This is a genomic window from Streptomyces sp. NBC_01788 (assembly GCF_035917575.1).
GTDB lineage: Bacteria > Actinomycetota > Actinomycetes > Streptomycetales > Streptomycetaceae > Streptomyces.
The window spans coordinates 4,209,490-4,223,768 of sequence record NZ_CP109090.1 but is presented as its reverse complement, the minus strand read 5'-3'; the positions used below and the strand labels follow the sequence as shown (position 1 = coordinate 4,223,768).

Sequence of the window (14,279 nt, the reverse complement as noted above, 5' to 3'; positions counted from 1 at the left end):
GGACCCACGGAACTTCCCGCGCCGGCCCGGACACGGTTCCGGTCCTTCACGGTGTGACGCGGTCCGCCACCCGCCGTGGCGGCGGACCGCGCCGGGGCTAGGGGGTGTCTGACACATGAGCGCGGGAGAAGGAGCAGTGTCTGGCGCGTGCGATCGCAAGGCGCCGGAGCGTCCTCGTGGCGGAGCCACGTGGGCGTTTCGGCAACGCGGCGAGCGTGCGTGACAGGCGCCGCGACGCCGCGGGCATGTGTCAGACACCCCCCTACAGCGTCTTGCCGGTCGCCGGTCCCACCAGCAGGCCCTCGCCGAAACGGTCCACGCGGACCGTGTCGCCGTCCTTGATCTCGCCGGAGAGGATCTCCTTGGCGAGGCGGTCGCCGATGGCGGTCTGCACCAGGCGGCGCAGCGGGCGGGCACCGTAGGCCGGGTCCATGCCCTCCTCGGCGAGCCAGGCCAGGGCGTCGGGGGTGACGTCCAGGGTCAGGCGGCGCTCCGACAGGCGGCGGGCGAGCCGGCCGATCTGGAGTCCGGCGATCCGGCTCAGCTCCTCCTTGGACAGCGCCGAGAAGACCACCAGGTCGTCCAGCCGGTTGAGGAACTCCGGCTTGAAGGAGATGCGGACCGTCTCCAGGACCTGCTCCTTCTTCTCCTCCTCGCTCGTCAGCGGGTCGACCAGGTACTGGCTGCCCAGGTTCGAGGTCAGCACCAGGATGGTGTTGCGGAAATCGACCGTGCGGCCCTGGCCGTCCGTGAGGCGGCCGTCGTCCAGCACCTGCAGCAGGATGTCGAAGACCTCCGGGTGGGCCTTCTCCACCTCGTCGAGCAGCACCACGCTGTACGGGCGGCGGCGCACCGCCTCGGTGAGCTGGCCGCCCTCCTCGTAGCCGACGTAGCCGGGCGGGGCGCCGACCAGCCGGGCCACGCTGTGCTTCTCGCCGTACTCCGACATGTCGATGCGGACCATGGCCCGCTCGTCGTCGAAGAGGAAGTCGGCGAGCGCCTTGGCCAGTTCGGTCTTGCCGACGCCGGTCGGGCCGAGGAAGAGGAACGAGCCCGTCGGCCGGTCCGGGTCCGCGATGCCGGCCCGGCTGCGGCGTACGGCGTCGGAGACGGCGCGCACGGCCTCGGACTGGCCGATGAGCCGCCGGCCGATCTCCTCCTCCATGCGCAGCAGCTTCTGCGTCTCGCCCTCCAGCAGGCGGCCGGCCGGGATCCCGGTCCAGGAGGCGACCACGTCGGCGATGTCGTCGGGGCCGACCTCCTCCTTGACCATGGTGTCCTTGGAGGCCTCCTCCTCGGCCTGCGAGGCGGCCTCCAACTCCTTCTCCAGGTCCGGGATCTCGCCGTACAGCAGCTTGGAGGCTGTGTCGAAGTCGCCGTCGCGCTGGGCGCGTTCGGCCTGGCCGCGCAGGTCGTCCAGCCGTTCCTTCAGCTCACCGACCCGGTTGAGGGCCTGCTTCTCCTTCTCCCAGCGGGCGGTCAGGCCGCGCAGCTCCTCCTCCCTGTCGGCGAGGTCGCGGCGCAGCTTCTCCAGCCGCTCGCGCGAGGCCGCGTCGGTCTCCTTGTCGAGCGCCAGCTCCTCCATGCGCAACCGGTCGACACCGCGCTGGAGTTCGTCGATCTCCACCGGGGAGGAGTCGATCTCCATGCGCAGCCGGGAGGCGGCCTCGTCGACGAGGTCGATCGCCTTGTCGGGCAGGAACCGGGAGGTGATGTACCGGTCGGACAGGGTCGCGGCGGCCACCAGCGCGGAGTCGTTGATCTGCACCTTGTGGTGGGCCTCGTAGCGGCCCTTGAGCCCGCGCAGGATGGCGATGGAGTCCTCCACGCTGGGCTCGGCGACCAGCACCTGCTGGAAGCGCCGCTCCAGCGCCGGGTCCTTCTCGATCCGCTCCCGGTACTCGTCGAGCGTCGTGGCGCCGACCATGCGCAGCTCGCCGCGGGCCAGCATGGGCTTGAGCATGTTGCCGGCGTCCATCGCGGAGTCGCCGCCGGCGCCCGTGCCGACGACGGTGTGCAGCTCGTCGATGAAGGTGATGATCCGGCCGTCGGAGTCCTTGATCTCCGCCAGGACGGTCTTGAGCCGCTCCTCGAACTCTCCGCGGTACTTCGCGCCCGCGACCATCGCCCCGAGGTCCAGCGCCACCAGCCGCTTGTCCTTCAGGGACTCGGGCACGTCGCCCTTGACGATCCGCTGGGCGAGCCCCTCGACGACGGCGGTCTTGCCGACGCCGGGCTCACCGATGAGGACCGGGTTGTTCTTGGTGCGGCGCGACAGCACCTGCACGACGCGGCGGATCTCCTGGTCCCGGCCGATCACCGGGTCGAGGCGGCCCTCGCGCGCCGCGGCGGTGAAGTCCGTGCCGAACTTCTCCAGGGCCTTGTACTGGCCCTCGGGGTCGGGTGTGGTCACCCGGCGTCCTCCCCTCGCCTTCGAGAAGGCGTCTTGCAGTTTCCTGGCGCTCGCGCCCTGTCCGGAGAGCACCTCGCCGGCCGCGCCGCCCTTCGCGGCGGTGCCGATCAGCAGGTGCTCGGTGGACAGGTACTCGTCCCCGAGGTCGGCCGCCCTGCTCTGCGCGTCCGCGATCACGGCGAGCAGCTCACGGTTGGGCTGCGGCGGCGCGACCGTGGAGCCGGTCACGCTGGGCAGGGACGCGAGCACGCGCTCCGCGCCGGAGCGGATGGAGGCCTGGTCGGCGTCGACGGCCGACAGCAGGTCGATGATGTTCTCGTTCTCCTGCCCCTCGAGCAACGCGAGGAGCAGGTGGGCGGGGGTCAGGTCGGGGTGCCCCTCCCGTACGGCCCGGTTGCCGGCCGCGTTGATCGCGTCACGGCTCCTGTTGGTCAGCTCGGCGTCCACGGTCGCTTCTCTCCTCCTTGACGAGCGCTCTCTGCCACATCTCCCAGTGCTGACTCAATCAGCGTACACAAACTTGAGTCTATTCCACTCAAGGTGACGCCGGGAGCTTTCCCGGGGCAGGAACGGGAGCTTTCCCGGGGCAGGAAGAGGGAGGAAGAGGCGCCCGCAGGGCAGGCGGAGGCGGAGACGGAGCGGCGATCCGCGGAGCGGTGGCTATTTTCGGCCAGCGATCGAATCCGCTGATACCCGGAGGTTTCCGGGAAAACGACAGCGGCGTCACCGTGTTCAGGTCACGGTGACGCCGCTGCGGGGGGAAGCACCTGAGCGATCTGTTACGACGGGGGAATCGCGTCAGGCACTGCGGGGGGTGGCGGAGATGGCTCTGAGGACCGAGGGCGGTGCCGGCACCTGACGGTGGTCCCTCTGGTCCAGGTTGACGAAGATCATTCCGTAACGGACGGCACACCGTACGGGCTGCGGCGCCCCCCGAGGCCGCCGCAGACACCGGTACGCCCGTACGTCACCGTCGTCGTCCCTCGTCACGACGACCGGTTCACCGAAGACGGTCACCATCAGCGAGTCACCGCTGTGGGGGATGGCGGTGACCAGGTCGATGAAGTGCCAACCGGAGCGGTAGGCCGTGGCCATCTCGCGGCGGAAGGACCGGTCGTCGGGTGGAGTGGTCACATCAGCTCTCCAGAATCAACTGCCGCGGGAGAGCCCGGCCAGTGCGAGTCGGTAGGACCCGCGATCACAACTGCCGGCCAGTGGCTGTCCGCCCGATCGTCGCTCTTCGCACCGGAGTGACCACCCATCGCCCCGAAGACCGCAACGGCGGAGAAGGCGGCCACAAGCACCGAGCGAAGCATTCTCTTACGCATAGTCGGCTTCGTCCTCACTTGAAAGTCTCCTTTTCCCCCGTCGGATAAGACGATGGCTCATTCCAGCACGTCATGGCCACAGGATCGATGCATCATGTTCCTGCATGTTCAGGACCCTGGGGGGTGGAGATTTCGTGGCAAATCAGACTAAGGCGACGCATCCCCATGCGGTGACCGAACTTTGTGAGGAAGGTGGCCGACTTTACGCGAACGCCCTCCGCCTGGGGAGGATCCGCCGGGCGGATGCCGAAAGCGCCCCCTGCCTCGTGGAGTTCGACCTTCTCCACCCGGATCCGGACGACACGGACTGGCTGTGCCCGGTACACCCGTCGGTCGCGCTGGCCGAGCGGCTCCATCCGATCGAGCGGGAGATCACGGACCGCCGACGGCTGTCCATCCAACTTGCGGAGCTCTTTGAGCCGTTCCTCGCGCTCAGCGCGCAGTCGGCGACGACCGACCACTCCATCACGGTGCTGGAGGGAGGCGCGCGGATCAACGCCGCGCTCAACGCGGCCACGGCCCAGTGCCACGCCGAGATGCTCACCATCCAGCCGAGCGACGACCGCTTCTCCGAGCGCAGCCTCACCCAGGGCCTCGAGCGGGACCGGCCGCTGATCGAGCGCGGCGTGCGCATCCGGACCCTCTATCAGCACACCGCGCGCTACAGCCCCGAGAAGCTGGCCTACGTGGACCAGTTGTCGACGGGGAAGGCCGAGTACCGCACCATCGACGAGGTGGTGGAACGGCTCATCGTGTGCGACGAGACCGTCGCCTTCATCCCCGCCCGCGACGATCAGCAAGTCGCTCTGGAACTCCGCCACCCGGGCCTCGTCCGTTACCTCATCAGAGTCTTCGAGTTCATGTGGGGCCGCTCGGTCCCCCTGAGCGCGGGCGCCCCCTACGAGACCGCGCCCGGCGGCATCAACGACATCCAGCACTCCATAGCCAAGCTCCTCATCGAGGGCCACGTCGACGAGGCCATAGCCCGCCGCCTCGGAATGAACGTCCGTACCTGCCGGGCCCACATCGCCAAGCTCGCCGCCATCCTCGGCAGCGGCAGCCGCGCACAACTCGGCTATCTCATTGCCCAGTCGGGGATTCTGCAGCAGAAACACTGAAGCCACAGGGAGGACCGGGGTGGGCCCGACACGTCATCCGGAGCACGGCCCGGAGGACCTGTGCCCAGCGGGCACGGAGTTGTACGAACGCGCCCTGCGGAGCGGATGGGTGCGTGCGGGGGAGGCGGGCGGAGCCCCCTGTCTCATCGACTTCGGTCTGCTGCACCCGGCGGTCGAGGATCTCGACCGGCTGGAGCCCGTGGCGCCCGCCGCCGCCCTCCACCGACTACTGCGCGCCGCCGAGGAGCGCATCGCGGAGGAGCGACGGCGTGAGGATCGGCTGGCCCGGACCTTCGAGCCGCTGATGCGCATCGACGGCCGGCGCACCGGGAAGCCGGACACCTCGGCGCTCGTGATCCTCAGCGGAACACCGCGGATCAACCAGGCCATCACCGAGGCCATGGCCGAAGCGAGCGAGGAAGTCCTGTGCGTACAGCCGCACTCCGGCCTCCTCGGCCCAAGGGGCGAGGAGGCACATGGAGTGGCGCTGGACCGCGATCAAGCGCTGCTGGACCGCGGCGGGCGTATTCGCACCCTCTACCAGCACACTCTGCGCCATGTCCCCTCGATACCCGCCTACCACGAGAAGCTCACCGGCGATGTCGAAGCCCGCTCCCTCGACGAAGTCACCGACCGGCTCATCGTCGTCGACCGCAGCGTCGCCTTCGTCCCCGCCAACGCGGACGGCACTCTCGCTCTCGCGGTCCGCCACCCTGCCCTGGTCGGCCACTTCGCCACCGCCTTCGACCGTTTCTGGCGCCTGGCCACGCCCATGTACCCGCTGATCGTCCATCAACCGTCCGCCGGAGGCGTCACCCGCCGCCAGCGCGCCATCGCCGCCCTCCTCGTCGAGGGGCACACCGACGCCGTCATCGCCGACCGCCTCGGCATGAACGTACGCACCGCCCGTGAGCACATCGCCAAGCTCGCCGCCACCCTCGGCAGCGGCAGCCGCGCCCAGTTGGGCTACCTCATCGGACGGTCGGGACTTCTGGACCCGGAACCGTGAACGGGCCCACCCCCGCGGCGCGCGGCGGCCCGTCGAGCCCCGCCTGGGCGATCCGCACGCCCAACTGCGTACGGCTGGCCGCCCCCAGCGTCTCGGACAGCCGGGCGATGTGGGCCCGGCAGGTGCGGACGCTGATGCCCAGCCGCTCGGCGATCACCGCGTCCTGGTGGCCCTCGGCCAGCAGCGCCGCGATGGACTGCTCGCGGTGGGAGATGCCCTCGATGCCCGTGTCGGGCAGCGGCGCGGTCAGCGGGATCGCCAGCCGCCAGAGCCGTTCGAAGACCGTCCCCAGGTACTCCACCAGCGCGGGATGGCGCAGTTCCAGCGCCATCGTGCAGTCGGCGTTGGCGGGCACGAAGGCGACCGTGCGGTCGAAGAGGATCAGCCGGTCGATCACCTCGTCCAGCGTGCGCGCCTCGACCGCGTCGCCCAGCAGTTCCAGGTAGTTGAGCAGCCCCTGGCCGTGCCGGGCCACATGGGTGTACAGGTCCCGCATGCGCACCCCGCGCCCGCGCAGCGCCAGCGCCCGGTGCAGCCCCTCGGACAGTTCGTGCTCGCGGCGGATGCCGCCCGGCTGGACGGTGAGCACCTCGGTGGTGCACGCCTCGGTCGCCTCGTCCATGGCCGCCTGGATGCGGGACAGGCCGTCCAGGACCCGGATCGCCGTACCCTCCATGGCCGCGGAGGGCACCCGTGCCTGGCGGCCGAGCCCGCCGTACCGCTCGACGGCGGCCACCACCGAGCTCACCCGCCGGTGGCTCTCACTGACCTCGTCGTACATCCCGCGCAGCAGCCGGGTCATGACCTCCTGCGGCGCGGTCGGCACCAGGAAGCCCATGTCGTCGGGGTCAGGGTGCAGCAGGGCGAGTTCGAGCAGGCAGGGCACCGGCTCTGCGATCCGGCGCGGCACCCGGCCCCGTCGTACGGCCCGGGCGTACACGTGCTCTCCGGCCTCGCACAGTCGGTCGGCACCGTGTGGATGCTCCGCCGTCCCGTGCCCGGTCATGCCCCATCACACCCCCGGTCTCCGCGTCTTCCGCAGCGCAACTATGCGCGGAGCGGACCGGCTGTGCAACACGGCTCCTGTCGGCGCGACCCTCGAAAACCAGCGGTTTCGACCGGTGTGTACGGGCCGGTGTCCGGCGGATCGCGGCGTGATCGCGCCTGCTGTCGGACCCGAACGCGCCGGGTCCGACAGGCAGTTATTGCAGCACGAGACCGAGCGCCGTGCAGGACGCCTGGTACTTCGGGGTGCAGATGTCCTCCATCTTGTAGATCTTGTCGTCGACGACCGTGCTCTTGATGTTCTTCTGGGTCAGGGCCACCACGGAGACCAACTGGGCCGGGATGTCATGGTGGGTGGGGCTGCTGACCCGGTCCCTGGTGAGGGAGTCGAACTGGATGTCCTTGCCCTGGACCTTGGCGACCGCCATCTGGGCGGCGGTCTCGGCCTCCGTCGGGTAGGGCTTGTACACGCTCATGTACTGCTCGCCGGCCACGATCCGCTGCACGGCGTCGAGTTCGGCGTCCTGGCCGGTGATGACCGGCAGATCGGTGACGCCCACGTCCTTGAAGGCCTTGATGACGCCGGCCGCCATACCGTCGTTGGCGGAGTAGACGGCGGCGATGTTGTCCTTGCCGAGCGAGGCGAGCGCCTGGGCCATGTTCGCCTGGGCGTTCTCCGGCTTCCAGTCCTTGGTGTCGTAGGACTTGGCGATCGTGACCTTCCCGCCGAGCTGGGAGAGCGCACCCTCCTTGAACTGCTTGGCGTTCGGGTCGGTGGGCGAGCCGTTGATCATGACGATCTTGTCGGAGGTGCCGACCTTGGGGCCCAGCGCCTCGATCAGGGAGCGGCCCTGCACCTCCCCCACCAGTTCGTTGTCGAAGGAGATGTACGCGTCGATCGGGCCCTCGGAGAGCCGGTCGTAGGCGATGACCGGGATGCCCGCGTCCTTGGCCTTCTGCACCATGTCGGCGATGGCGTGCGAGTCGACGGCGTCGAGCAGGATGACGTCGACCTTGTTGTCGATCATTCGCTGCATCTGGCCGGCCTGCCGGCTCGCGTCCGCGTCCGCGTTGGCGTACTCGACCTTGCCCTGCTTCCCGGTCAGGGCGGCGACCTTCTCCTTGATGATGGGGTAGTCGAACTTCTCGTAACGGGTGTTGGCCGTCTCCGGCAGCAGCAGACCCACCGTCAGGTCGTTGCCCCTGGTCGGGCTCGCGTCGCTGCCGCTCTCCGACCCGCTGAGCGACCCGCAGGCGGCGAGCGAGAAGGTCAGCGTGGGCGCGGCCACGGCTATGGCGATACGACGCATCAAGGTGCTCACTTCTGGTGCCTTCCGGACGAGGGCGCAGCATTGCGACCCAGGTGACTGAAAAGCCAACGCGGAGGCGACCACCGGCGTCAAGCGGAACCACTTAACGAGATAGCAACGTAACGCTCCGCTGCAGCCGTGAAGGCTTTGCGGAGCCTTGCGGAATCACCTCCAAACCCCCTTTACGGGCAGCGCACGCGCAAGACACGACGAGGGGCCGGGAGGCTTTACGGCCTCCCGGCCCCTCGTCGTCGTCGAGCGGGTGCGTGTCAGTCCGGCTGCTGGCGCTTGGGCCGCCACACCACCAACGCGCTGGTCTGCTGGACCTCCTGATAGGGAACCAGGTCCCGGCGGTAGGAGGCGTGGACGGCGGCCTCGCGCTGCCGCATCGCCGCCGCCGCGCCGTCCAGCGCCGCCTGGAGCTCCGCGGCCCGGGACTGGAGCGCCGCGACTTGGTTCTCCAGTTCGATGATGCGCTTGATTCCGGCCAGGTTGATGCCCTCGTCCTGCGACAACTGCTGCACCTGGCGGAGCAGTTCGATGTCGCGGGCCGAGTAGCGGCGCCCACGGCCGGCGGTGCGGTCGGGGGACACCAGTCCCAGCCGGTCGTACTGACGGAGTGTCTGCGGGTGCAGTCCGGACAGCTGGGCGGCCACGGAGATGACGTACACCGGTGTGTCTTCCGTCAGTTCGTACGGGTTGCGGCGGCGGCCGTCCATCTCACTCATGCTCCCTTCGCGGCCTCGAACAGCTCGGCCCTCGGGTCCTCGCTCGCGGTGGCCTCGCGATACGCCTGAAGCGCGTCACGAGCCTTCCCCGACAGGTCCTTCGGAACACTCACCTCCACGGTGACCAGAAGGTCGCCGTGGGTGCCGTCCTTGCGGACCGCGCCCTTGCCACGGGCCCGCATCGTACGCCCGTTCGGGGTGCCCGGGGGCAGCTTCAGGGTCACCGGCGGACCACCCAGGGTGGGCACACGGACCTCGCCGCCGAGGGCCGCCTCGGCGAACGTGACCGGCACGGTGACAGTGAGGTTGTCGCCCCGCCGGCCGAAGACCGGGTGCTCCCCGACGTGCACCACCACGTACAGGTCGCCCGCGGGTCCACCGCGCTCGCCCGGGGCGCCCTTGCCGCGCAGCCGGATGCGCTGGCCGTCGCTGACCCCGGCCGGGATGCGGACCTGCATCGTCCGGGACGACTTGGCCCGCCCGGAGCCCATGCAGACCTCGCAGGGGTTCTCCGCGGTGAGCCCGCGGCCCTTGCAGTCCGGGCACGGGTCCGTCAGGGAGAACCCGCCGCCCGAGCCGCGCGCCACCTGTCCGGTGCCGACGCAGGTCGGGCACACCCGCGGGGTGCCGTTCTTGTCGCCGGTGCCCGAACAGGCCTTGCACGGCTGCTGACTGGACATGCGCAGCGGCACCGTCGCGCCCTCGATGGCCTCGGTGAAGCTCAGCGTGACCTCGGACTCGATGTCCTGGCCGCGCCGGGGCTGGGTGCGCGTGGTGCCCGCCCCGCCCCGGTTGAACAGGCCCCCGAAGACGTCACCGATTCCGCCGCCGAAGCCGCCGCTCCCGCCGCCGCCCTGGGCGCCTCCGAAGAGGTCGCCCAGGTCGAAGTTGAAGGAGCCGCCGCCGGCACCCGGTCCGGGGCGGAAGCCGCCGTTGCCGAACAGGGTGCGGGCCTCGTCGTACTCCTTGCGCTTCTTGGCGTCGCCGAGCACGTCGTTCGCCTCGGAGATCTCCTTGAAGCGCTCCTCGGCCTTGGCGTTGCCCTTGTTGGCGTCCGGGTGGAACTCGCGGGCGAGCTTCCGGTACGCCTTCTTGATCTCGGCCTCGGTGGCGTCCTTGGGGACGCCGAGGACCTTGTAGTAGTCCTTCTCGATGAAGTCCTTGGTGCTCATCCCCGACGTCCCTCCTCTCGTGCGTCGTCCGCTATTGCGTCAGCCCTCCTCCGGGCCACCGTTCTCCTTGTCCTCGCCCTGCTCGGCGGCCGGGGCCTCGCCGGACTCCTCGGCCGGCTTGACCGTCTGCGCGCCGGGCTGGGGCTCGGCCACCGCCACCCGCGCGGGGCGGATGGTGCGCTCGCCGATCCGATACCCCGGCTGCAGAACCGCCACGCACGTCGTCTCGGTGACGTCCGGTGCGTAGGAGTGCATCAGGGCCTCGTGGATCGTCGGGTCGAAGGACTCGCCCTCCTTGCCGAACTGCTGCAGGCCGAGCTTGGCCACCACGGTCTCCAGCGACTCGGCGACGGACTTGAAACCGCCCACCAGTTCGCCGTGGTCCCGCGCGCGGCCGATGTCGTCGAGCACGGGCAGGAGCTCGGACAGGATGTTCGCGACAGCGACCTCCCGTACCGCGATCCGGTCCCGGTCGACCCGGCGCCGGTAGTTCTGGTACTCGGCCTGGAGCCGCTGCAGATCCGCCGTGCGCTCGCCGAGCGCCGTGCGCACCTGGTCGAGCTGCGCCGTCAGCGCGGCCGACTGGTCCGCTTCACCGGCCGGGGCCGCGCCCTTGTCCTGGGCGGCGGCCTGCGCGGCGTCGTCGGGGGTGCCGGAGGCGGCGTCGGACTGCGGTGGAGGCTGCGGCTGATGCTCCTCGAAGCCGGGGGTCTCCTCCGTCACGCCGCACCGTCCTTGCGTTCGTCGTCGACGATCTCGGCGTCCACGACGTCGTCGTCGGCCCTGGCCTGGCCCGCACCGGCGTCACCGGCACCGCCCGCGGCCTGCGCGGCCTGGGCGTCGGCGTACATGGCCTGGCCGAGCTTCTGGGAGACGGCGGCGACCTTCTCCGTGGCGGTACGGATCTCGGCCGTGTTGTCGCCTCCGGCGGCCTCGCCCTTGAGCTGTTCCTTCAGCTCGGCGACGGCGGCCTCGACCTCGGTCTTGATCTCGCCGGGGACCTTGTCCTCGTTGTCCTTGAGGAACTTCTCGGTCTGGTAGACGAGCTGCTCGCCCTGGTTGCGGACCTCGGCGGCCTCACGGCGCTTGTGGTCCTCCTCCGCGTAGCGCTCGGCCTCCTCGCGCATGCGGTCGACCTCGTCCTTCGGCAGCGAGGAGCCGCCGGTGACGGTCATCTTCTGCTCCTTGCCGGTGCCGAGGTCCTTCGCCGTGACGTGCATGATGCCGTTGGCGTCGATATCGAAGGACACCTCGATCTGCGGCACGCCGCGCGGCGCCGGCGGCAGACCGGTCAGCTCGAACATGCCGAGCTTCTTGTTGTACGCGGCGATCTCGCGCTCGCCCTGGTAGACCTGGATCTGCACCGACGGCTGGTTGTCCTCGGCCGTGGTGAAGATCTCGGAGCGCTTGGTCGGGATCGTGGTGTTGCGCTCGATCAGCTTGGTCATGATGCCGCCCTTGGTCTCGATGCCGAGGGACAGCGGGGTGACGTCGAGCAGCAGGACGTCCTTGACCTCGCCCTTGAGGACACCGGCCTGGAGCGAGGCGCCGATGGCGACGACCTCGTCCGGGTTCACGCCCTTGTTGGCCTCCTTGCCGCCGGTCAGCTCCTTGACGAGCTCGGCGACCGCGGGCATACGGGTGGAACCACCGACGAGCACGACGTGGTCGATGTCGCTGACGGAGACGCCGGCGTCCTTGATCACGTTGTGGAACGGCGTCTTGCAGCGCTCCAGCAGATCGGCCGTCAGCTGCTGGAACTGGGCGCGGGTGAGCTTCTCGTCCAGGTGCAGCGGGCCCTCGGCGGACGCCGTGATGTAGGGCAGGTTGATCGAGGTCTCGGTGGACGAGGACAGCTCGATCTTGGCCTTCTCCGCCGCCTCACGCAGACGCTGCAGGGCCATCTTGTCCTTGGACAGGTCCACGCCGTGGCCGGACTGGAACTGCTTGACCAGGTAGTCGACGACCCGCTGGTCCCAGTCGTCACCACCGAGGTGGTTGTCACCGTTGGTGGCCTTCACCTCGACGACGCCGTCGCCGATCTCCAGCAGCGAGACGTCGAACGTACCGCCGCCGAGGTCGAAGACGAGGATCATCTGCTCGTCCTTGTCGAGGCCGTACGCCAGGGCGGCGGCCGTCGGCTCGTTGACGATGCGCAGCACGTTCAGACCGGCGATCTCACCGGCCTCCTTGGTGGCCTGGCGCTCGGCGTCGTTGAAGTACGCCGGCACGGTGATGACCGCGTCGGTCACCTTCTCGCCCAGGTACGCCTCCGCGTCCCGCTTCAGCTTCTGCAGCACGAAGGCGCTCATCTGCTGCGGGTTGAAGTCCTTGCCGTCGAGGTTGATCTTCCAGTCGGTGCCCATGTGGCGCTTGACCGACCGGATGGTCCTGTCGACGTTGGTCACCGCCTGGCGCTTCGCCACCTCACCGACCAGCACCTCGCCGTTCTTGGCGAAGGCGACGACGGACGGCGTGGTCCTGGCGCCCTCGGCGTTGGTGATGACGGTGGGCTCGCCGCCCTCCAGAACGCTGACGACCGAGTTGGTTGTGCCCAGGTCGATGCCGACCGCACGTGCCATGGTGATTTCCTCCAGCTGACTTGAGTGGAACGGACTCAAGTGTGCCCGAGGCTCACCGCCGGGTCAACAGACCTGAGCCGCATCGACTCAAGACTTATCCATCCCTTATACGCAAGGGCGCTCTGACCTGCGGCGATGTGGATTGCCTGGGCGGAGGAGGCGGGTATTCAAGTTGACGACGAGGCGTCTGCACCCCGGATACGCCGGGTCCGCCGGCCTCCGCGTCGTACGGAATCCGGCCGCGCGGGGCTCCCGCGGCGGACTGCCCCTGGGCGCGGAGGATGCCCCAGAAGGGCTCGCCGCGGGGGCGGGCGCCGGAAGCGCCGGCACGCGCGCGTGGCGGTGCCCCGCCACCGCCACCGAACGCCTCCGCACGCGCGCGCGTGGCACCACCCGCGGGAAGGCCCCTGGCCGTGCGCTCCTCGGGGCGCCCGCGGGTGCCGGGCACCCGGGTCTGCCCCCGGGTCCCGGGAGGCCGGGACTGCTCCCGCGTGCCGGGCAGCCGGGACTGGGTGCGCGTACCCGGGAGCGGGGACTGCACACGGGCGTTGCCGAGTTCGGTCGGGCGCCGCGGCGCGTACGCGGGCACCCGCAGCAGCCCGAGGACGGCCACCAGGGCCGCCCCGGCCACCCACGCCACCGCCTTCGGCCCGACCCAGCCCGTATGGACCAGCACCCCGACCAGGACCGCGGCGAAGGTGCCGAGACCGAGCAGGACGGTCGCACCCGGCGGGGTCGGCCCGAGCCGGCGCAGCCGGTGCGCGAGGTGGTCCGGGCCTCGGCGCAGCAGCGGACGCCCCGCCAGCTTCCGTGACACCAGGACCAGGACGGCGTCGGCGCTCGCCGTGGCGGTGAGCGCGAACAGCACCGCCACGGTGGAGACCGTGTCGTACCCGGTCCGGGTGAGCAGGGCCGTGGAGGCGAGCACGAAGCCGGTGAACAGCGAGCCGCCGGATCCGAAGGCGACCCGCGCCGGATGCCAGTTGTGCATCAGGAACCCGGTGAGGGCGGCGGCCAGCACGCTCAGCAGTACCGCGAGGTCGTCCATCACCTCGGCCGCCGCGCACGCGCCCACCCCGAACGCGGTGAGCACCCCCACCGTGCCCGCGAGGCCGTCCGCGTGATCGAGCCCCCGGAAGGCGGCGGCCACACAGGCGATCCAGGCGACGGCGGCGATCCCGGCCACGGGCCCGGTCTCGTCGTACGGCACCACGCAGGCCGCCGCGAGGGCCGTACCGACGAACAGGAACGGTGTCTTCAGCCGCCACACGTCCGCGGCGGTCCCGAGCAGGGCGACCGCGGCGCCCGCGGCGAGCAGCCTGCCCACCCCGTCGCCCAGCGGGGCGGTACCCGTCCAGCCGCCGGCCGCGGCGACCAGGCAGGTGCTGAGCACCACGGCCAGGCCGCCGAGCAGCGGCAAGGGGCGTCCCCGCCTCCTGCGGTCGACGAGGCCAAGCCGAAGCGCGAGCACTCGGAGCAGCGCCGAGAGCAGGGCGGCGAGGAGGAGAGCGGTGATGGCGGTGGCGATCCCGTATAGCACGGTTCTTAAATTAGGGGTATATGGGGCGATCGGGTGCGAATAACACGAACGGCGCGCTACCGGATCCCCGGGCG

11 protein-coding genes are annotated in these 14,279 nt (G+C 70.2%); 2 read left to right on the top strand and 9 right to left on the bottom strand.

Features of this window, described 5'->3' with window-relative positions; translation table 11 throughout:
- Nucleotides 1-262 precede the first annotated feature (262 nt).
- Together clpB and OIE49_RS19140 are read right to left on the bottom strand one after the other, a co-directional pair.
- Nucleotides 263-2,860, bottom strand: a complete 2,598-nt coding sequence (clpB, locus tag OIE49_RS19145; protein ID WP_326803378.1) for an ATP-dependent chaperone ClpB — start codon at nucleotides 2,858-2,860, stop codon at nucleotides 263-265.
- Nucleotides 2,861-3,211: 351 nt separating this feature from the next.
- Complete coding sequence (locus tag OIE49_RS19140; RefSeq protein ID WP_100568401.1) at nucleotides 3,212-3,547, bottom strand: hypothetical protein; 336 nt, start codon at nucleotides 3,545-3,547, stop codon at nucleotides 3,212-3,214.
- A gap of 298 nt (nucleotides 3,548-3,845) precedes the next feature.
- On the opposite strand from OIE49_RS19140, the gene OIE49_RS19135 reads away from it, so the two are divergent.
- Together OIE49_RS19135 and OIE49_RS19130 are read left to right on the top strand one after the other, a co-directional pair.
- Nucleotides 3,846-4,859 (top strand): helix-turn-helix transcriptional regulator, encoded by a 1,014-nt coding sequence (locus OIE49_RS19135; RefSeq protein WP_326803377.1) that lies wholly within the window; start codon nucleotides 3,846-3,848, stop codon nucleotides 4,857-4,859.
- 19 nt (nucleotides 4,860-4,878) lie between these two features.
- On the top strand, nucleotides 4,879-5,868 hold the full coding sequence (locus tag OIE49_RS19130; protein ID WP_326803376.1) for a helix-turn-helix transcriptional regulator: 990 nt from the start codon (nucleotides 4,879-4,881) through the stop codon (nucleotides 5,866-5,868).
- Here the strand turns inward: OIE49_RS19130 and OIE49_RS19125 are convergent.
- The 7 genes from OIE49_RS19125 to OIE49_RS19095 all read right to left on the bottom strand — a co-directional run bounded on the left by OIE49_RS19125 (nucleotide 5,831) and on the right by OIE49_RS19095 (nucleotide 14,205).
- Nucleotides 5,831-6,874: a helix-turn-helix transcriptional regulator gene (locus tag OIE49_RS19125; protein ID WP_100568397.1), complete on the bottom strand. Its 1,044-nt coding sequence runs from the start codon at nucleotides 6,872-6,874 to the stop codon at nucleotides 5,831-5,833. The genes OIE49_RS19130 and OIE49_RS19125 overlap by 38 nt on opposite strands.
- Before the next feature lie 196 nt (nucleotides 6,875-7,070).
- Nucleotides 7,071-8,183 (bottom strand): sugar ABC transporter substrate-binding protein, encoded by a 1,113-nt coding sequence (locus OIE49_RS19120; protein WP_326806271.1) that lies wholly within the window; start codon nucleotides 8,181-8,183, stop codon nucleotides 7,071-7,073.
- Nucleotides 8,184-8,452: 269 nt separating this feature from the next.
- Entirely contained in the window at nucleotides 8,453-8,902 is a 450-nt protein-coding gene (locus OIE49_RS19115; RefSeq protein WP_326806270.1) for a heat shock protein transcriptional repressor HspR, read from the bottom strand.
- 5 nt (nucleotides 8,903-8,907) lie between these two features.
- Nucleotides 8,908-10,083 (bottom strand): molecular chaperone DnaJ, encoded by a 1,176-nt coding sequence (gene dnaJ / locus OIE49_RS19110; RefSeq protein ID WP_326803375.1) that lies wholly within the window; start codon nucleotides 10,081-10,083, stop codon nucleotides 8,908-8,910.
- A 39-nt stretch (nucleotides 10,084-10,122) separates the two neighbouring features.
- Nucleotides 10,123-10,806, bottom strand: coding sequence for a nucleotide exchange factor GrpE (gene grpE / locus OIE49_RS19105; RefSeq protein ID WP_100568393.1), 684 nt, complete (start codon nucleotides 10,804-10,806; stop codon nucleotides 10,123-10,125).
- Nucleotides 10,803-12,665, bottom strand: a complete 1,863-nt coding sequence (gene dnaK / locus OIE49_RS19100) for a molecular chaperone DnaK (protein WP_100568392.1) — start codon at nucleotides 12,663-12,665, stop codon at nucleotides 10,803-10,805. The genes grpE and dnaK overlap by 4 nt, the downstream gene beginning before the upstream one ends.
- A gap of 94 nt (nucleotides 12,666-12,759) precedes the next feature.
- On the bottom strand, nucleotides 12,760-14,205 hold the full coding sequence (locus OIE49_RS19095) for an MraY family glycosyltransferase (RefSeq protein WP_326803374.1): 1,446 nt from the start codon (nucleotides 14,203-14,205) through the stop codon (nucleotides 12,760-12,762).
- Nucleotides 14,206-14,279 lie beyond the last annotated feature (74 nt).

Coding starts and splice junctions, on each gene's coding strand:
- OIE49_RS19120 (WP_326806271.1), bottom strand. CDS start 8,183: ATGCGTCGTATCGCCATAGCCGTGGCCGCGCCCACGCTGACCTTCTCG.
- OIE49_RS19135 (WP_326803377.1), top strand. CDS start 3,846: ATGTTCAGGACCCTGGGGGGTGGAGATTTCGTGGCAAATCAGACTAAG.
- OIE49_RS19125 (WP_100568397.1), bottom strand. CDS start 6,874: ATGACCGGGCACGGGACGGCGGAGCATCCACACGGTGCCGACCGACTG.
- dnaK (WP_100568392.1), bottom strand. CDS start 12,665: ATGGCACGTGCGGTCGGCATCGACCTGGGCACAACCAACTCGGTCGTC.
- dnaJ (WP_326803375.1), bottom strand. CDS start 10,083: ATGAGCACCAAGGACTTCATCGAGAAGGACTACTACAAGGTCCTCGGC.
- OIE49_RS19115 (WP_326806270.1), bottom strand. CDS start 8,902: ATGGACGGCCGCCGCCGCAACCCGTACGAACTGACGGAAGACACACCG.